19 protein-coding genes, 1 tRNA gene and 1 riboswitch are annotated in these 18,712 nt (G+C 33.1%); of the genes, 12 read left to right on the plus strand and 8 right to left on the minus strand.

The window, feature by feature from the left end; genetic code table 11:
- Positions 1-42 precede the first annotated feature (42 nt).
- A complete protein-coding gene (locus WR164_RS02625; protein WP_286136018.1) occupies positions 43-1,014 on the plus strand; it encodes an asparaginase in 972 nt (323 codons plus the stop codon).
- A 12-nt stretch (positions 1,015-1,026) separates the two neighbouring features.
- Positions 1,027-2,193: a hypothetical protein gene (locus WR164_RS02630; protein ID WP_286136019.1), complete on the plus strand. Its 1,167-nt coding sequence runs from the start codon at positions 1,027-1,029 to the stop codon at positions 2,191-2,193.
- A 50-nt stretch (positions 2,194-2,243) separates the two neighbouring features.
- Here the strand turns inward: WR164_RS02630 and WR164_RS02635 are convergent, their stop codons facing one another.
- The 3 genes from WR164_RS02635 to WR164_RS02645 form a co-directional block, all read right to left on the minus strand.
- Positions 2,244-2,444 carry an LBP_cg2779 family protein gene (locus WR164_RS02635; protein ID WP_286136020.1) on the minus strand — a complete coding sequence of 67 codons (201 nt, stop codon included), beginning with the start codon at positions 2,442-2,444 and terminating at the stop codon, positions 2,244-2,246.
- A 77-nt stretch (positions 2,445-2,521) separates the two neighbouring features.
- Positions 2,522-3,163 (minus strand): energy-coupling factor transporter transmembrane component T family protein, encoded by a 642-nt coding sequence (locus WR164_RS02640; protein WP_286136021.1) that lies wholly within the window; start codon positions 3,161-3,163, stop codon positions 2,522-2,524.
- Positions 3,160-4,578, minus strand: a complete 1,419-nt coding sequence (locus WR164_RS02645) for an ABC transporter ATP-binding protein (protein WP_286136022.1) — start codon at positions 4,576-4,578, stop codon at positions 3,160-3,162. Before WR164_RS02645 ends, WR164_RS02640 begins: the two co-directional genes overlap by 4 nt.
- A gap of 90 nt (positions 4,579-4,668) precedes the next feature.
- A riboswitch (TPP riboswitch) is annotated at positions 4,669-4,759 on the minus strand.
- A 156-nt stretch (positions 4,760-4,915) separates the two neighbouring features.
- On the opposite strand from WR164_RS02645, the gene WR164_RS02650 reads away from it, so the two are divergent.
- From WR164_RS02650 to WR164_RS02660, 3 genes are all read left to right on the plus strand, one after another.
- The gene (locus WR164_RS02650) at positions 4,916-5,920 is read left to right on the plus strand and encodes a D-alanyl-D-alanine carboxypeptidase family protein (protein WP_286136023.1); all 1,005 of its coding nucleotides are present in this window, start codon (positions 4,916-4,918) and stop codon (positions 5,918-5,920) included.
- Between the two features lie 449 nt (positions 5,921-6,369).
- Positions 6,370-7,116 carry an HAD hydrolase family protein gene (locus WR164_RS02655; RefSeq protein WP_286136024.1) on the plus strand — a complete coding sequence of 249 codons (747 nt, stop codon included), beginning with the start codon at positions 6,370-6,372 and terminating at the stop codon, positions 7,114-7,116.
- 23 nt (positions 7,117-7,139) lie between these two features.
- Positions 7,140-7,745 carry an LVIS_2131 family protein gene (locus WR164_RS02660; RefSeq protein WP_286136025.1) on the plus strand — a complete coding sequence of 202 codons (606 nt, stop codon included), beginning with the start codon at positions 7,140-7,142 and terminating at the stop codon, positions 7,743-7,745.
- A gap of 45 nt (positions 7,746-7,790) precedes the next feature.
- Here WR164_RS02660 and WR164_RS02665 read toward each other — a convergent pair whose 3' ends face one another.
- A complete protein-coding gene (locus WR164_RS02665) occupies positions 7,791-9,614 on the minus strand; it encodes an FAD/NAD(P)-binding protein (RefSeq protein ID WP_286136026.1) in 1,824 nt (607 codons plus the stop codon).
- 118 nt (positions 9,615-9,732) lie between these two features.
- Here WR164_RS02665 and WR164_RS02670 point away from each other — a divergent pair, with 118 nt between their 5' ends.
- The 6 genes from WR164_RS02670 to WR164_RS02695 all read left to right on the plus strand — a co-directional run bounded on the left by WR164_RS02670 (position 9,733) and on the right by WR164_RS02695 (position 13,167).
- A complete protein-coding gene (locus tag WR164_RS02670) occupies positions 9,733-10,062 on the plus strand; it encodes a hypothetical protein (protein WP_286136027.1) in 330 nt (109 codons plus the stop codon).
- Between the two features lie 46 nt (positions 10,063-10,108).
- Positions 10,109-10,180, plus strand: a tRNA-Arg gene (locus WR164_RS02675).
- 145 nt (positions 10,181-10,325) lie between these two features.
- Positions 10,326-10,754 carry a MarR family winged helix-turn-helix transcriptional regulator gene (locus WR164_RS02680; RefSeq protein WP_286136028.1) on the plus strand — a complete coding sequence of 143 codons (429 nt, stop codon included), beginning with the start codon at positions 10,326-10,328 and terminating at the stop codon, positions 10,752-10,754.
- Positions 10,755-10,774: 20 nt separating this feature from the next.
- Entirely contained in the window at positions 10,775-12,175 is a 1,401-nt protein-coding gene (locus tag WR164_RS02685) for a DHA2 family efflux MFS transporter permease subunit (protein WP_286136029.1), read from the plus strand.
- Positions 12,176-12,291: 116 nt separating this feature from the next.
- Positions 12,292-12,579, plus strand: a complete 288-nt coding sequence (locus WR164_RS02690; protein WP_286136030.1) for a hypothetical protein — start codon at positions 12,292-12,294, stop codon at positions 12,577-12,579.
- Positions 12,580-12,591: 12 nt separating this feature from the next.
- A complete protein-coding gene (locus tag WR164_RS02695) occupies positions 12,592-13,167 on the plus strand; it encodes a hypothetical protein (protein ID WP_286136031.1) in 576 nt (191 codons plus the stop codon).
- Positions 13,168-13,216: 49 nt separating this feature from the next.
- On the opposite strand, the gene WR164_RS02700 is transcribed toward WR164_RS02695, so the two are convergent.
- The 3 genes from WR164_RS02700 to WR164_RS02710 all read right to left on the minus strand — a co-directional run bounded on the left by WR164_RS02700 (position 13,217) and on the right by WR164_RS02710 (position 16,026).
- Positions 13,217-13,744: a hypothetical protein gene (locus tag WR164_RS02700; RefSeq protein ID WP_286136032.1), complete on the minus strand. Its 528-nt coding sequence runs from the start codon at positions 13,742-13,744 to the stop codon at positions 13,217-13,219.
- 116 nt (positions 13,745-13,860) lie between these two features.
- Entirely contained in the window at positions 13,861-15,456 is a 1,596-nt protein-coding gene (locus tag WR164_RS02705) for an APC family permease (RefSeq protein ID WP_286136891.1), read from the minus strand.
- A 189-nt stretch (positions 15,457-15,645) separates the two neighbouring features.
- The gene (locus WR164_RS02710; RefSeq protein WP_286136033.1) at positions 15,646-16,026 is read right to left on the minus strand and encodes a VOC family protein; all 381 of its coding nucleotides are present in this window, start codon (positions 16,024-16,026) and stop codon (positions 15,646-15,648) included.
- Positions 16,027-16,148: 122 nt separating this feature from the next.
- Between WR164_RS02710 and WR164_RS02715 the strand changes: the two genes are divergently transcribed.
- A complete protein-coding gene (locus WR164_RS02715; RefSeq protein ID WP_507763358.1) occupies positions 16,149-17,726 on the plus strand; it encodes an ABC-F family ATP-binding cassette domain-containing protein in 1,578 nt (525 codons plus the stop codon).
- Positions 17,727-17,787: 61 nt separating this feature from the next.
- On the opposite strand, the gene WR164_RS02720 is transcribed toward WR164_RS02715, so the two are convergent.
- On the minus strand, positions 17,788-18,699 hold the full coding sequence (locus WR164_RS02720) for a proline iminopeptidase-family hydrolase (RefSeq protein ID WP_286136034.1): 912 nt from the start codon (positions 18,697-18,699) through the stop codon (positions 17,788-17,790).
- Positions 18,700-18,712: the final 13 nt, after the last annotated feature.

Raw genomic sequence — 18,712 nt, forward strand, 5'->3', positions numbered from 1 at the left:
ATGGTAATAATTAATTTTTTGGGAAATTGGAGGAATGAAATCTTGAAAAAGATTTTGGCAATTCATACAGGCGGTACGATTTCAATGTCTAAGGGGGTAGATGGTGGCGTCAGACCGAATCAACACAATCCGATTGCGAATCAACCCATTCATGATTTAAACGTAAAGATTGAGAATGAAACAATGTTTAATTTACCATCACCACATGTTACTCCGAAAGTAATGCTAGAAGTGAAGGAAAGGATTATTCAAGCTGAAAAAGATGGCGTTGATGGCGTTGTTGTTACCCATGGAACCGATACTCTAGAAGAGACTGCATACTTTTTGGACTTAACATTGCCACACCACATTCCAATTGTTGTTTTGGGCGCCATGCGTTCTTCAAATGAATTAGGTTCTGATGGCCCCCATAATTTTAAAACTGCAATTGATGTGGCTTTATCTGAATCATCAAAAGATCGTGGTGTCATGGTCGTTATGAATGATGAAATTTATGCGGCACAATATGTTACTAAGACTCATACTACTAATGTTGCGACCTTTAAATCACCATTAACTGGACCAATTGGGGTTGTGAATCATGAACGGCCTTACTTTTTCCAAACCGTTAACGATGGTCATTATCAAAATATTTCAAAAGTTATTAATCACGTTTACCTATTAAAAGCGTATGCGGGAATGGACGGGACTTTGATTGATGCGATTGATAATCATCAAACCAATGGTTTAGTCATTGAAGGAACCGGTGCGGGTAATATGCCACCCAAAACCTTACCAGCACTTAAGCATTTAATTGATAAACACATTCCAGTTGTATTAGTATCAAGGTGCTTCAACGGTTTAGCTCAAGATGTGTATGAATATGAAGGTGGTGGAATTCAACTTCAGCGAATGGGAATTACCATTTGCCGTGGATTGAATGGCCAAAAAGCAAGAATTAAATTAATTGTAGGGTTAAGTGCCAATTTAAGCGGTGAAAATCTTGCAAAATATATGGGAAATGCAATTCCCTAATTAGGTGATAAAATGGATAATTCAATTTTGAATGATCTGACACTTGCCGAAAATAGCCATAAATTAGTTAATGTGTATCAAATTGATTCCGGAATTTTTTACACTGGCTATGTGTATAAACATAATTATGAAGGGGTTGTACTGAAAGTATATGATACTTATGGGATGCCCAATGGTTTTGTTTATCTTCGGCTAGTAATTATTGATCAAGTCGATTTTGTCAGTAATGATTTGTTGCATATGCAAACTAAAATTACTTTAGCAGATCGAATGGGACTAAAAGATTCAGCAATCAATCAACTTAAATTGCCTAAAGATGATCATTTGATTTATCAACTTGTTGGAAGAACCTACGTTGAAGATCAAATGTTAGTGATCAGCTTAAATAATCAATCTGACTACGTAGAAGGATTTATTGAATCGTTCGATCAAAAAGGTTTAGTCCTGACAACCATTGATGAATTTAATTTTAGCCATCGAAATCAAATCAAAATTGATTACAATAATATTAGATTGATTGAATTGTTTGGTAAGCAGTTGGTGATGCTTAGAAAAAGTAAATCAATTCTATTTAGCAGACATCTTAAAACAATTCGTTACAAACGGATTGATGCAATTAAACGGCATTTAAGTCGATTTTCGGATCAAAAATATATTTTGATCATGCCTAAATCGGATGATGGGCTTTTCTTTATCGGCAGACTTAAAGTAATTAATGATTATTCATTGATACTAAGTGTAATTGATATGTCCGGCCAGTTTGGTGGATACGTTTTGATGCGTTTTACAAACATTGGATTTATCGAAATTCAATCTGATTATTTAAGGTTAATGACTGAGTTTGCCAAATTAAATCTAAAAAGTGGCAAGCTAATTCAACCGGTATTAAACGCTGATCGTGCCTTTGACCATGAAAATAATTGGTTTATCGATATTTTGAACCAAGCTTCAATGCTTCATCGAATCATTAGGATTCAATTACACAATGGTAGCAGTCAACTTGGTTATCCAATTCGGATTCATCAAAATCAGTTTGTTGATTTTAAAAAATTAGATCACCATCACGAACGGTTGTTTACTCCTGAAATGCTTCCGATTGATCAGATTGAGCAAATTAGTTTTGATTATTTAGGGACGCTATACATTCAAAAACGGTTAAAACAAAATCATAAATTGTAAATAAAAATGGCCTCCATCATAATTATTAATGGAGGCCATTTTGTTTTTAATTAAATGTTTTCGTTATTAGTGATAACTTCTTCAATAATTTTTTCTTCATCACTAGTTGGAGTGATTTCCATTGCTTTGATTCCGTGAATACGTTCAACACTTAAATGGGTATCAAATGCCATTTGAGTATCAGTTAAATCCATCTTTTTTTCGTAGTCAATAATATTCTTGGCTACTTTACTAAAACCATTGCGGGACATAATATTCCTCCTTTAAAATCATCAATATCACTTTTAATTTTAAGCTGAAATTGAAATTAAAGCAACAGCAATGGCTTTTAAACCATGATGGGAATTTGAACCACGACGATAATTAAAACTGCGGCTATGATTTCACTAGGCTTAATTTTCATTTGAATTAAGTGGGTTCTCTGACCTTCTTCGACAAAGCCATGTGAAATCATTGCTTCAGCCAGTTGAGTTGACCATCTGAATGCTGCAATTATGGCTTTGAAATAAAGTTTAGGCGACCAAAAGTGGAGGGTGATGCCCCGCATTGAACTTGCAATTTTAATGGTCTTAATTTCTGTGATGAAATCGCTAACTAGTGCACAGGCACTCACCACCCCATAGACCATTTTAGGAGGTAAATGAAGATTCTCTTCCAATGAATAAGTGAGTTTAGTCAATGGTGTTTTAACTAAAATGGCACCGGAAAATGCGTATGCATATAATCTGGTGAACAAAACCCAGCCGAAAACTTTGCCGTTGGCTCCATAAAATAGCTGGGAAACTAGTAGACCAACTGCTGGTAGTAATGGTGCCAATAAAAGGTACATTAAAGCTTTAGGCTTAATTCTTTGAAAAAGTAGGATGGCTAAACATAATAATACAATCCAAATATTAAAAATAATGTGCTGGGTAAAAGTTAATTCTAATCCTAATAGTAAAATGATAATGATTTTAAGTGATGGATTCATTTTAATTGCCTCGAATAAATTAGTTTTTGGTCTTGAAATTGAATGTGGTAGTCAGCTAGCTGATCCATATCTGCTAACTGGTGGCTAATAATAATCATTGTTTGATGATGGTTTTGATTGGCATCTTTTAAAAGTTGATACGTTTCATTCAGGGATGCATAATCAATGCCCTGAAATGGTTCATCCATTAACAAAATTTGAGGGTGCATAATTAGCATTGAGATGATTTGTAATTTTTTCTGCTGACCTTCACTGAGCGTGTAGACGGTTTGTTTTAGATGATGAATTAAATTGAGTCGCTTGAGCCATTTTAAAATCTCTTTTTTAGAATACTGCTTTTGGTTGGCATTGTTCATGGATAGTTTAATTTCATCTTGAACGGTGATTTCAATAAATTGATCCTCTGCATCCTGAAAAGTCATGCCAATTTTTTGAAAGTATTGCTTGTTTTTAATTTTCTTGATATTTTGGTGGCCTAAAAAGGCATCACCCTGATATTTAATCAATTTAATCAATGCTTCAAAAAGGGTTGATTTTCCAATTCCATTATCGCCAGTGATTAATGTAATTTTATTCATAAAAAAGTGAAATTGATTAACTGACAATAATTTTTTATTACCACGTAGCAATTGAAAATTAGCTAGTGTAATTGCTGGTGATAATTGATGGTTGTTCGGTAATTGGAACGATTGTGGTTCGGTATGAAACCACTTATAGTTTGGCAATGATTGAATGTGATTGAACGAATCAATGTGGCCATCGTTAAATAAATATAAATAACAATCGGCAATGTGCTCATATTGATTTAGGTCATGATCAACAATTATGATTGTTTTGCCGTTTTGCTTTAATTGTTTTAAAATATTAAGAATCTTTTTGCGGGCTTTGAAATCAACATTTGCAAATGGTTCGTCTAACAAAATCACCTTTGAATTCATTGCCATGATAATTGCTAATGCAACTTGCTGTTTTTCGCCACCCGATAGTGTATTGATTTGACGGTGCTTAAAATGATTTAAATGGTACCGACTTAAAACTTGATCAATAATGGGTTGAATGCGATTAGGGGATACCCGCTGATTCTCTAACGCAAAAATCATTTCGTTATTGACTGTTGGCATTGTAAATTGGTGATTGGGATTTTGAAACATCATGACAACGTTTTGACTTAGTTGATTGGCTTTTAATTTTTTAATATTTTTTCCATTAATATTAATTTCGCCGCTTACCTTGTATTTTTGATCGATAAATTGAGGATAAAGGCCACCCATCCACTTCAAAAGGGTGCTTTTACCGCTTCCTGATGGACCGGTTAGTAATATTAACTGACCATCATTAATTTTAAAATTGACTTGGTTTAAAATCTTTTGATGATTCTGATATTGAAACGAAAAATTGCTTACTGTAATTGACATTCGTAATCACTGCCTATCCGTTTAAAAATGATAACGATTAAAAATATAACTAAAAAAGGATCTCCACCAATGAAGGGGAGATCCATATTATTTTACGTGATCAACGATTCTCTGCGCTAGCATTGTCTAGATCAGATTCAACGGGTTTAATCTCAGCCTTTCAGCACCCCCTAGATATTTAATTATCGATTTCATTATATGAGATTAAACTGATAAATGCAATTTAGATTACATCAACTTAACACTTTAGTTACAAATCATACTGATTTAGTTTTAACCCCGTTAATTATGATATTATGCGTGGTGGAGATATTTGAGATAGTAAAGGTGAGATTAAATGAAAGTTAATCAGTTAATAAAAAGATGCTTGTTAGTAGGAGTTGCCGTCTTAGGAATTGGCGGTAGTGTTGGATTAAATAATCAACCCATTAATGCTTCGGCCAAGTCGTTTCGGCTTCACTTCCACCGTGGGTATCGAATGCAGTCAATTAAAAAGCGTGATTTAATTAGTGATAATTATAATGTTAAACACGCGCGGGCTGCGGTTGCTATGGATGCCAACACCGGTAACGTTGTTTATAATAAAAATGGTGATAAAAGGATGAAGATTGCTTCCGTTGCCAAGTTAATGACCCTTTATTTGGTAGCTCAAAAGGCACAAAGTATCAATAATGGTTGGAATCAGCAGGTTAATACTTCGAATGCAGGGTTGAAACGGATGAGTTATAATTCAACCCTTAACGGTGGTTTTAAGTTTAAGCGGAATCATTATAGTGTGAAACAGTTATTTAGGGCAGCATTAGTTGGTTCATCCAATAACTCAGCTATTGCTTTAGGCCAATGGGTGTCAGGCAGTAATAAAAGCTTCATTAAAGCAATGAACCGCCAGGCCAAAGCATGGAATTTAAATGCTTCCTTTGTTTCAGCTTCTGGACTAGAAAATAATGATTTAGCCCGTTACGGTTTCTGGGCAAAGGGCGGCTATTATGCCGGAAATGAAGTTTCAGCTAACAGTGTTGCTACCATTGCCAGAAACGTTTTAAATGAGTATCCTAGTATTGTTAATGATGCGAAAAGATTATCAATTAAGGTTGCTGGTCAACGTTTAACCAACGTTAATAGCTTGTTAAATGGTGGCCGTTTATCACATTTCTCAAAAGGCTTGTATATTGATGGTCTAAAGACCGGTTACACTGGTCCCGCAGGATTATGCTTTGTTGGAACGAGTCAAAAGCCAGGCAAAGATCGCATGATCACCGTCGTCTTACATGATGATTATGAATTTACTGATACCACTTCTTTAATGCAGCATCTTTATTCCACTTCGGATGCTTTTAATTAAAATTTAAAAATGAATGTAATTTAAAAAACGTGATCTAGTGCATAGCTAAATCACGTTTTTATTTATTTTTCCATTTTAAATATAACAATCTTATAATTGCATATATATTAAGTAAAATTAAAGCGCTACCGCCAATTATTAATTCTAGTCATAAAAAATTTTTAAAGCTTTTATTTTTGAATGGCCAAATATTATGTTAGGCATTAATTCATTGTTAATGATGGAAACTGAAACGATAATAAATATTATTATATTAGCAAAAACTAATGAATTAAAAAATGTTATTTTTCGTTTTTCTAATTTTTTTGTAAATATGATTGTTAATTTTCTAAGCATCATCTTATCTCTTTTCTCGGCTGTTCTAAAATTGAAATCAATTGTTGTTTAGTATAGAATGATTATTTGGAAATTAAATCATAAAGTTTATTTTTCGTTCGGAGGATCAAATATTGAAATTAATCGCAACAAATATCAAAAACACACTTGTTGATGATCAGAATCATTTTGATTATCAAAAATTTCAAAAAATAATGGATCAAATGAAATCAAAGGGAATTCATTTCGTAGTTATTAGCAGTGATAATTATCCACACTTACTACGCTTTTTTAATTCAATTGATGGTCAGATATCATTCGTTTGTGAAAATGGTGCTCAAGTTGTTAAAAATGGGGTCGTTCTGAAAAATCACTTAGTTGATTATTTAACATGCCAGCGGGTATTTAAATATTTATCTAAAGATGATCAATTATTCGGTGCCAATATTATTCTTTCTGGTAAAAATAATGCTTACACTAACTTGAAAGCTTCTGATCCAAAGTTTAAACAACAGAAGCAATTCTATGATTATTTACAGCATGTTCCTGATATTACAGCTGTTTTTGATCAAATTTACCGAATTCATTTAGAATGGCAAAGTGGCGATGATGCTACTCGAATTCAACTTATTAATCATCATTTTCCAGATTTGCGGGCAGTTTCTAATATTAATGGGGGCATTGATATTATAACAGAAGATTCCAGCAGAGAAGACGGTTTAAAGGCCTTACAAGCATCTTTTAAAGTGAATGATGCAGAAGTAGCTATTTTAAGTTCAGATGATAATGATCAGAATTTTTTGAATCAATTTTCAAATGGAATTTCAACTAAAAATCAATCAATCGATGGATTAGACCAAATCAATCAATTGATAAAGTAAAATAGTAGAAAAGGAGTTATTTTATGCAATCAACTTGGAATTGGTCAGGAATTTTGGGATGGCTTGTTCTTTTAATTGATTTGATTTTACTCTTAATTTACTTTTATCATCATAAAGTTTGGCGGAAGGAGTATTGGATCCACCCACAAAACCTTCATTCTAAATCACTTTGGTTTAAGATCGTTACTTTTGTTATTTTATTACTCGGGTTAGGCTATGTTCATTTAAATCATAGCATTGACCAGGATAGTGTAATGACAACGCACCAATTTAAACCATTAGCTTTAGAAATTGATGGTAAACGTTCATATTATATTCATGTTCGAAATCAAAGACTTTTTAAAAAATACATTTTTTTTATTAACGGTGCTAAGAATAAATCCACTTCGCACCGGACGTTATTATTGGATCGTGATAATCCTTTAGATTCACAATATAACCAATTAAAATTAAACCCAGTTCAGCTCCATCAACTGGATTCAAAGTATCAAAAAGCATGGGTCGAAATTACTACAATTCGTTACCGTAATCGGCTGCGAAATGGACTCGGATTACATGCTGGAAGGATATTATCTTCACAAGTAGCAATCCGGGTTCCAAATCAAAATTATGAAAAATTGGAAGATTAAAAAGGGTTCATGAAAATTAATTTCATGAACCCTTTTTATTTTATATCAATTTTGATTCGACTTTATGTTTAAAATTGTATCTGCAATTTTAGTGGCAATAACTTTATTAAAATCATAATCCTTATTTTTAGGGCTAATTGTCGTTAGCCAATCGCTTTTTCCTTCGTTAATGTTGCCCCATTTATAAAAATGATTATTAAAATGATCATCTTTTTGGTATGAGCTATCAATTCCCTTGGCCTTAAGATGATTTAAAACAACGTTGTCACTATGTTCTAAATCAATTTTAGGTAAACGCGCTTCAATTAACGTATCGCCAGAAAAAATTTCTTTAGGATAGAAGTATGAAACGGCTTTGAATTGCTGCTTAGCACCTGCAACGTGCATTTGAGGTGGAATAATTGTAACAATGTCTGATTTGATTAATGCCTTTAATTGTTTAATTCTGATTAATGGCGGTCCCATTGATATGAAACGGCTGGTTGAATTGAAATCTTTTAAGAAATGCTTTTCATAATCATCATTGGTAAATAATTTCTTCCTGACAATGGTTCGGATGGTATCTTCAAAATCAATGATTGTTGAAAGGGCAGATGAAAGCGGATCGGTTTTAGTCCCTTTAGCTGCACCATTGATTAATTTCTGTAATTTATTAATAATTGTCTTTTGATAATTTTCAACCGTTGTAATTTTAACTCCAGCCACTGGGTTTAAAACGTGATCCCAGTCTAATAAATCGTCATGATTAATTTTAGAATGTTTAATGGCATTTTTAGGATCCTCGATAAATGCGGATTTAAATTGATCTAAATTAACATTTGGATATTTAGCCTGGACTAACCGGGTGTAATAGACGTATTCCATATCAAGTTTTAACAATTCAACAAAATCTTGGTATGGTAAATGATAATTATCTAAATGCCTTTGAATTCGATCATGAGTTAAAAAATGGGGCTGATATGCTTCGTTATGACGCTTTTGATCGGTTCCCTTTGGATAGTAAGGCATTCCGCGTCTTGAACCAGCATAGATGTGGGGTTCTTGACCAGATTTATTATACGAAAGGGTATTGTCCGGCATAATTTGAAATCGCCCACCACGGCCTTCGGTTAATAATGTAACGTAGTCAAAGAAACTAAGACCTAATCCGCGAATAATGACGTTACTCCGTGGCTTGATATGGCTTAGTGGGGTATCACTTGGGTATCCAGGTAAAATGTAATTTAAATGGTTATTATTAGCATATTTTTGCAATGCCTGTTGCTGTTGGTTAGGATGATTTTCAGATAAACCAACGTTCAAGACAACGTGGTCAAAATTATCATCAAAAGCTTCTTTATGATCGGTCATTAAATTAAATTGATTGCCTTTTCTTTCAACGTCTAAGACTTTCTTTTGGTGAATATGAATTGAAACATTTTTAGGTAGATAGCGTTCACTAGTCATTCTCTGGAAACACCATTGAAGATAAACTCCATAAAGCGGGCGTGGAGTATAATTAGTTGGCATTAATCTAGTTGAAGCTTTAAATAGTTGGTCTTTAAATTGATAGGTATTGATTTTTGAGTGTGAATTTAATTCAGTTTGAAAGGGATGCTTATCACCTAAAATAAAATCAGGTGCTTCAGTTCTTGCCCATTGGTCTAAAGAGGGTCCTTGCCTACAATTATTGAACATTGAAATGTCTTGTGCATCTGTATTCATAATTAAATGAATTGATTGGTCAGTTCGCCAGGTTCTTCCACCAATTGGATATGGATCAAATAAATGGATTGCTAATTGATCAATTTGACTTTGTTTAAAATGTTCGATTAAATAACGTGTAACTAAAATGCCGCGTGGGCCAGCACCAATAATTGCTACTTTCATGTTGTTCAGCTCCTTTACATCTTTACAATGATTATGTTCTAATTTTCTTTTCTAAAAAGCAAGTTATACCTATTTTTAATTCATTTACGATATAATTATACATTAGGGGTGAATTTAAATGAGTAAATTAGTTCCGGAAAATATGTTAGAAATTAAACAAAAAATGAAGCAATTATCAAACAATGGGCATCAAGTGAGTGAAGATAAAATGATTTATAACGCTATTCAGACCTTAATGCAGAATTATTTAGAAGCGGCTGAAGAAGGGCATTATGATAATTCAATCATGAATCCAAAGGGGAATCAAATTAACGCTTATGACGTTAATAATCATTTAATTGATGCCATTCAATCAACCCATGCAACCTTTATTGATGATTTTAAACAAGATTCATTTAAATTAATTTTGCGGTTAGAAGAATTTGCTGATTACATTGCTAGACAATAATCAACTTGCAATTTTCTTAATTTTTGTTTATAGTAGAGATTGTTGTGCGCCCTTAGTGTAAAGGATAGCACATGAGATTTCGGTCCTCATGATCCGAGTTCGATTCTCGGGGGGCGCATAAATTAATAAGACTAGTCATTTTCATGACTAGTCTTATTTTTTTGTAAAAAATTTTAAATAATGATTGATTTATCGGTTCAATTTAGTTATCATTAATAACGTTAGTCAGCTAACGTTTATTCAGAAAGAGGCGTGTTTGAAGAATGAGAAGAGACTTTGCAAGGTTATTAAAATCAGCTGCAACCCAACTTACCAAGCAATTTAATCAGTTCGCAAAACGATATGATATGACTGCGACACAGATGGCAATCATTGATTTTATGACGAGAACCAAGAAAAAAGAGTTTTTTCAAAGTGATATTGAACATGAATTTTGGATTCAACGTTCGACAGCATCGGTTCTATTAAAACGGATGGAGGCAAGAAAATTAATTATTCGAACTTCTAGTCTTGAAGATGCCAGACAGAAGCAGGTGATTTTAACATCAAAGGCTCGTCAGTTGGAAAACACAATTGTCGATTTTATGAATAAACAGCAGGCTCAGATTGAGGATCACTTTTCAGTTCAAGAAGTTGAAACTGTAAGAAAATTTTTAAAATTTATTATTAATTTTGAAAATAAGAAAAAATAATAGAAGGGAAATGACAGTTGATGGATGAAAAAATTTCACCCAAGGTAATTGGAGCCATTATTGCTGCTGGAATTATGTCATTCAGTGGTGTTGTCGTTGAAACATCAATGAACATTACTTTTCCAACGTTAATGAATGAATTTAATATTTCAACAAGTACTGTTCAATGGATGACAACAAGTTATTTATTGATTGTAGCAATGATCGTTCCAATTTCTGCAATTTTAAAACGGAATTTTAAGACGAAAAATTTATTTATAATTGCTAATTTATTGTTTATTTTAGGATTAGCTTTGGATGCCTTTGCACCTAATTTCTTAATTCTTTTACTCGGGAGAATTATTCAAGGCTTTGGAACTGGAATTGCACTACCGCTTATGTTTAACATTATTTTAGATCAGGTTCCTGTATCTAAAATTGGCATGATGATGGGAATTGGTTCGCTAATTACAGCGATTGCACCAGCCATTGGACCAACTTTTGGTGGAATTGTTGTTTCTAGTTTAGGTTGGCGTTTTATTTTCATTTTCTTACTGCCATTGTTAATTATTTCTTTGATTGTTGGATTAACTAGTATTCAACAAGCTAGTAAGATTGTTAGAACCCATTTTGATATCCCAAGCTTTATATGGATTATTGTTACTTTCTTTGGGCTAGTTTTTGGATTTAGTAATATGGGACAAGATGGTTTTCTTAGTGTAAACGTAATTTTGCCAATCTTAATTGGTTTAATTGGATTATTCTTACTTGTTCACCGATCTAATCGAATTGACCACCCAATCATTAATCTACGGGTTTTAACTAACCATGGTTTTGCTGGGCATGTCTTTAGTTTCTTTGTTTTACAAATTTTGACTTTAGGCTTGTCATTTATCCTACCTAATTATGTTCAACTAGTGAATGGTAGTTCGGCTTCATTGGCTGGAATTTTAGTATTTCCTGGAGCTGCTTTAGGGGCAGTCATGTCTCCATTTACCGGTCGGATTTTAGATAAAATGGGTCCTAAACTTCCATTAATGTTAGGATCAGCCCTGGGTATTTTAGGTTTAGTTTTATACACAATTTTTGGAATGCATCTATCTAACTGGATGATTTGTGTCTTCTACATTATCTACATGGCATGTTTAGGCTTATCATTTGGTAATATTATGACCAATGGTTTAAGCTACTTACCAGAAAAACAAAATGCTGACGGAAATGCAATCCTAACGACTTTACAGCAATTAGCTGGTGCGGTTGGAACTTCATTGGTAGCTGCAATTGTAGCCCAAAGCCAAATGGCACCTGGTGTTAATAAAGCACTTAAAACATCTATTGGTTCTGAACATGCATTTATTTTTCTATTAATCTTAGTTATTATCCAATCAGTTGTTTTGTTTAAAGTGGTTGTTTTGGGTCATAAAAAAGCAATTAATAAGTAGTTCAATCGAAATATTACAGAAAAAAGTTCATTTCGCTTTGAAATGAACTTTTTTTCTTTTTAGTCCTTTAATTAATGTTAAAATAAATTTAGTAATAAATTGAAAGGGGGATAATTATGAGCCGAAAAATTAAATCATATTTTCAAGCAGCAATGATCGATGCAACGTATTGGATGTTGATTGGGACCATCTTCCTTTTGGCAGAAATTCCATTCCAATGGATTTTTGATCATAATGCGGCTCTTGCTACGATCAATGTATTACAACGCCTAATTACCCATCTTTATGCCTTTTTTAATTTTATTTTGATGATGATCATTGTTTGGGTGATTATTGTATTTTTAATGTTTATTTTTATTTTACTTAAACCCAAATGGCATGAAAATGAAAATAATAAGAATTGAGAGTGACTTAAATTGAATCGTAAACATCAAGATCGATTGGAAAAACATTTTGCCAAACACTGGTATTTAATGTGGCAATGGTGGTTTTTAATCATCATTGTCATTTTATGTGGCTTCTTTTTATTTAACCGTTATCAAAACCATGAAAATAATGTTAGAAGTCAAAAACAAGTTTCAAAAGACGTTAATCATCATAGTGATTTATCAAGTGATGAAATTGCCTCAACCTTAAAGAAAAAACGCTATAATACAAAGCATAGGGCAATTAATACGGTTAGCCTAATTTTTGCTAACCAACATCAGTTTAGCCAAACAAAGGTTAAGATTGGTAATAACTACATTGTTGAAGTTCATATTCCTAAGCATGCATCTATTTATGGCGAAATTAATCAAGGAAATTTAACTAACTGGAAATCAATGGTTTCTAGGTTAAAGGACAAAACGAAGTTGCTAAATCAATACCATCAAAAAGAATTGAATACGCCGGATTATTCACATGTGATTGTCGTCAATCCTAGTAATCCTAAGACAATGTTTTTATACGTTGTCAATGGACAAGTTAAATTTAATGCTATCAAGAAACAATAAAAAAGAAACACCAGATTGAATCTGATGTTTCTTTTTAAATTTGGATTAATTATTTTGTAAATCTCAATACGTAATCATTTTGACCGTCAGAAGTAATTTTAAAATTAGTGTATCCGGCTTGAAGCCATTCTCTTTGTGAAGCCTTTGCCCAATTTAAAGCATCTTGCACTGAATCAAAAGTGTGCGGCGTGCTAAAAATTTCATTTGGTGGTTCACGGTTTGATGGTTCTTCATTGTTATATTGAGCAGTAGCTTGTTGTGAATCATGATTAGATGTTTGATTATTATTGCGATTACGATCTAATGACTGACTGAATTGTTGATTACGTTTACCTTGAGATTGTTTATGAAAATGTCGTTCATAATTAACTGCCGTTTTGTTAGACTGGGAATAACGATTCGTATGAACGGTTGATTTATTAAATAATTTAATTCCACCAACGATAAGGATTGCAATAAATACCAATCCGATAATCCACGGCCAGGTTTTAAACTGGGGATTATGTCTATTTGCATCATATCTGCTACGATTAAATCGATACTTTTTAACGCGGTGTAAATCATCATGATTATCCAAATAAACACCTCCGTTTGTAAAAGAGAGCTACCTAATCACTTATATATTATAACATATTTGTCGGCTAAACCCATTTACAAAAAAAGACACCAAATTAATGGTGTCTTTTTTAATTCCTATTTAATTTTATTATTTAATTCTGCTGCCTTATGGAAGTCTTCCGTTAAAGTATAACTTGATACACCCCAATGGTAGAAGGCTAATGAAACGATAATAATAACAACAAAATCAAGTGGATATGGAATTAAATTAATTCCGCCAAAACTAGAGCTACCAATATATGAAAGAATGGAAATAAAGATTAAGTAACCAATCATCCATAAACTACCTTTGAATTGGGTAGCGGTGTTTTTCCAACCTTTACGCCATTCAAAGAAGAAGTAGAATGGTAATCCAAGTAAAATCACGATGATAACTTTAATGGTTGTTGGCCACATTGCCCAGTAGGTTGCTAAACTAGCAAGAACAAAGGCAGTTGGTGCCATAATCTTAAGCATTCTTAACTTAATTGGACGCTTGAAATTAGGAGCAATATTTCTAAGTGTACTTACAGTAACTGGACCAGTTAAATATGCGATTAAAGTTGAAGTTGAAATTACACTTGCTAATGTTCCCCAACTTCTAAATAAAGCTACTAATAAGACACTAATAATTAGGTTAATTACCATTGCAACTCTTGGAACATTCCACCGTTTATTAATTTTACCAATAAATTTAGGCATATGTTCGTTTCCAACCATGGCAGCTAAAGTACGACTAGTCTGGGCAACAAATGAAACCCCAGTACCGAATGGTGATACAAATGCATCAACATATAAAAGAACGTATAACCAGTATGCACCCAACAATTTAGCAAGATCAGCAAATGGAGATTGAAAATCAATCCCATGCCAACCATACTGAGCTAATTGACCTGTTGGAACGACTCCAATAAATGTAAATTGAAGTAAAATATAAATAATAATACTAATAATTAGAGAAATTGCAATTCCTCTTGAAATATTCTTCTTCGGATTTTGAATTTCTTGTCCCATGTTAATAACCACTTGGAAGGCATTATATGAAAAAATAATTCCTGATGAAGTGGTGGCCGCAAAAATAGCAGCACTTCCGTAAGGCATGAAGCCTTGACTAGTATAATTACCGGCATGAAAGCCAGATAACAATAATGTAACGATTGTTAATAATGGAATTACTAATTTGAATACTGAAATAACACTAGTAAATCTAGCTAGTAAATTAACTGACCAATAGTTTAGTAAAGTGAATACTAAAATAAATAGGAAAACTACGAATAAACCTAAATTTGAAATTTGATCATTTTGCATGAAACCGTGGGTCCAAGTAGCCCAAGACCATGGCCATGAACTCATATATTGAACGGCCGCAACGGCTTCAATTGGAATCAAAGTAACTAACGATACCCAATTGGCCCATGCTGCAATGAACCCTAGTAATGAACCATGGGTATATTGAGCATACTTACTCATTCCACCAGATTCAGGGAACATTGTTCCTAATTCAATGTAGTTAAATGCGATTGCTCCAATGACAAGTGCTCCAATAATCCAAGATAGGATTGCGGCTGGACCTGCAATTCTTGAAGCTTCCCATGATCCAAATAACCATCCTGAACCAATGATGGAACTCAAACCTAACATTACAATCTGAAATAAACCAATTTTTCTATTCTTTGTTTTTGTTTTCGTAATTTACAAACTCCTTTCATGGCCCAATATTTATTTTATCAAAGAAAGAAATTAATGTAAATTAATAAAGAACTACTATGGCGGGATTTATGCGCTTTCAATGGCTTAACAATCGCAAAAAGCAGCAATTCAATTATAAAAAAGAATTACTGCTTCTAAATATTTTATATATTTATGTAAGTTCAATGAATTTTATTTTGATTCACAAATTTCAATCAAATTTTGATCCGGATCATGAATATAAATGGCATTCATCATGCCATTAGCACCACGAATTTTAAGTGGTCCAGCTAAAATGTCAACTCCATAGTTAGCAAAGTGATTGGTTAAGTATTCTAATGGATCTTTAGAAATTAAACTAAAACTTCCACCGCCGGCAATATTTTTACCAGGTTTGGCAGGCATTTCAGCATTGATATTTAAGATAATTAATTTCTGCTTGCCTAATTGTAGCTCTAGTCTGTCATTTTGAAATTTAACAACTGGTAAATCGAGTGCTTCATGATAAAATCGCATTGATTTTTCTAAATCATCTGAAAATAATGTCACGTGATCAATATCTTTAACTTTCATATTTAAATCCTTCTTTCAAAACATTATAATTATAACATACGATTGTAAATAGCTTTTGAAACTATATTATGGTAAGTTATTAGTTGGATAATATTTCGGAAAATATAAAGGGAGGCTTATTTTTGCCACTTTTAAAAGTTAAAAATTTAAGTATGAGTTTTGCTGAAAAAGATCTCTATAAAAATGCCAGCTTTACTTTGAATCCTGGTGAACATATGGGAATTGTCGGCCAAAATGGGGTTGGTAAATCAACTTTGATTAAAATTATTACTGACAAGGAATTACCATTAAAAGGATCGATTAAATGGCAAAATCATACTAGTGTTGGCTATCTAGATCAATATGTCAGTATTCCCAAGGGAATGACATTGATTAAATTTTTGCATACCGCTTATTCACATTTATACAAATTGAATGAACGAATGACAAAATTATATGAAGATTATGCGAATGATATGAATAATAAAACGCTTGAAAAAGCAGGGCGGATTCAAGAAACCTTAGAATCACATGGTTTTTATGAAATTGAAACTAAAATTGAAGAGGTTATTAGTGGTTTAGGTTTAGATGATTTAAAACGGGATCAACAGATTTCTAAAATGTCCGGTGGGCAACGTTCAAAAATCATTTTAGCTAAGTTAATTTTAGAAGATCCAGATGTAATCTTACTTGATGAACCAACTAACTATTTGGATACTGCTCATATCCAATGGTTAATTGATTATTTAAACAATTTCAGGGGATCCTTCATGGTCATTTCACATGATTACGGTTTCTTAGAACAGGTTACTAACTGTATTTTGAACATTGCATTCGGTAAAATTAATAAGTACCGTGGTGATTTCAAGCAGGCAATGCGCCAAAAGACTGAACATGAAAAGACCCAGAAGCGTGAATTTAATAAACAGCAAGTTAAAATTCAGAAAGCTAAAAACTTTATTCGTAAAAATAAAGCCGGTTCTAAATCAACACAGGCCAAGTCACGTGAAAAGATGCTTTCACATATGACAAAGGTTGATCCACCATCTTCCAATATTCATGCATCATTTGAATTCCCTTATTTAGATACTGGCTCTCAAAATGCATTGGTGATTGATAAATTATCCGTTGGATATAATCACAAGCCGTTGTTATCACCAGTTACCTTTTCAGTCACAACGGATCAAAAGGTCGGCTTGAAAGGATTTAATGGTGTTGGTAAATCAACCTTAATTAAAAGTATTTTAGGGATTATTCCAAAACTTGGTGGGGACGTTTCATTCTCGCCATCGGCTAAGGTTAATTACTTTAATCAAGATTTAGTTTGGGATGATTATCAAAATACACCTTTAAATTACATTCAGACGAAGTATCCAAAATTAACCCAGGGTGAAATTAGAAGAAAGTTATCCCAGTGTGGTTTGGATGCCGCAAATGCGATGAAACCAATTGGTGAACTTTCTGGTGGTGAACAAGTGAAGGTTAAGTTGGCTTTAATGGAATTTAAGCGAAGCAACTTCTTAATCATGGATGAACCAACTAACCATTTAGATGCAGAAACTAAGGAATCCTTGAAGCAAGCCATTAAGAATTTTCCTGGAAATGCAATCGTTGTATCACATGAAACTAGTTTTTATAACGGTTTAACTGATAAGACGATTGACGTTGAAAAGTTAAGTTTGCATAAAGCGGACGAGGTTAATCAAAAAGAAGATAAATAGACTGTAATATCAAAAAAGCATCTGCCAATTTCGGCAGATGCTTTTAATTTGCTTAAAATAACTATTTATTAAATGTACCGGCTTCATTTTGTCTGATGAAATCAGCCAAGTGCTTGTAATATACGGGAGCATTATCAATCATGTGATGGTGTCCGGCGTGAGGGGATGAAACAAACTTAGCGTTTGGAATTCGTTCAGCCATCTTTTTACCTTCTTCGACAGGCATTGATTCGTGTTCACCAAAGGTAACTAAAGTTGGCACTTGATCATTCTTTAATTGATCAGTAACATTCCATTCTTTTAGCTTACCAGTAACAACGAATTCATTATCACCCTGGAATGCGTGGTAAATATCGTTATTGGTAGTATCAACTAAATGTGAAATAGCAGGTGGTTGGGTTCTATCAATATAACCAGTGTTCAATTTATTAACTAACTTTTGATAGCGTGGATCTGAAAAGTCATTTTTAGCTTCGCAGCTCTTCATAAATTTAACTTGATCAGTAGTAAATTCATTATCTCTGATTTGATTTAAGTGTTTAGTGTAACTATCAATGTTATCAACCATTGAAGAAATGATGGCACCCTTTAGGTGTTGACCATATCTTAATGAGTATAGTTGAACTAATAAACCACCCCATGATTGGCCAATCAGGTAGAAATTATCCAATCCTAAAATTTGTCTAACTTCATCAACTTCATTGACAAAGTAATCGTAGCTTAAAACCTTCTTAGCAATCTTAGGATCGCTTAAGTCTGGAGTATCAGAATACCATGACCCTAATTGGTCATACATGGTAACTTGAACATCTAATCCTTGTTTTTTTAATTGTTGAGCGGTGTTTTCCCAATATTCATGATTACCACCGGGGCCACCGTGTAAGCATAGTAAATGAATATGACCGGTTCCAGTAGTATGGGTCCAAAGGTGATAGCCATTATGTAAGGTAATAATTTTAGTACCTTGTTTCATAATTAATTCCTCC

The organism is Philodulcilactobacillus myokonensis (assembly GCF_027923585.1).
Taxonomy (GTDB): domain Bacteria; phylum Bacillota; class Bacilli; order Lactobacillales; family Lactobacillaceae; genus Philodulcilactobacillus; species Philodulcilactobacillus myokonensis.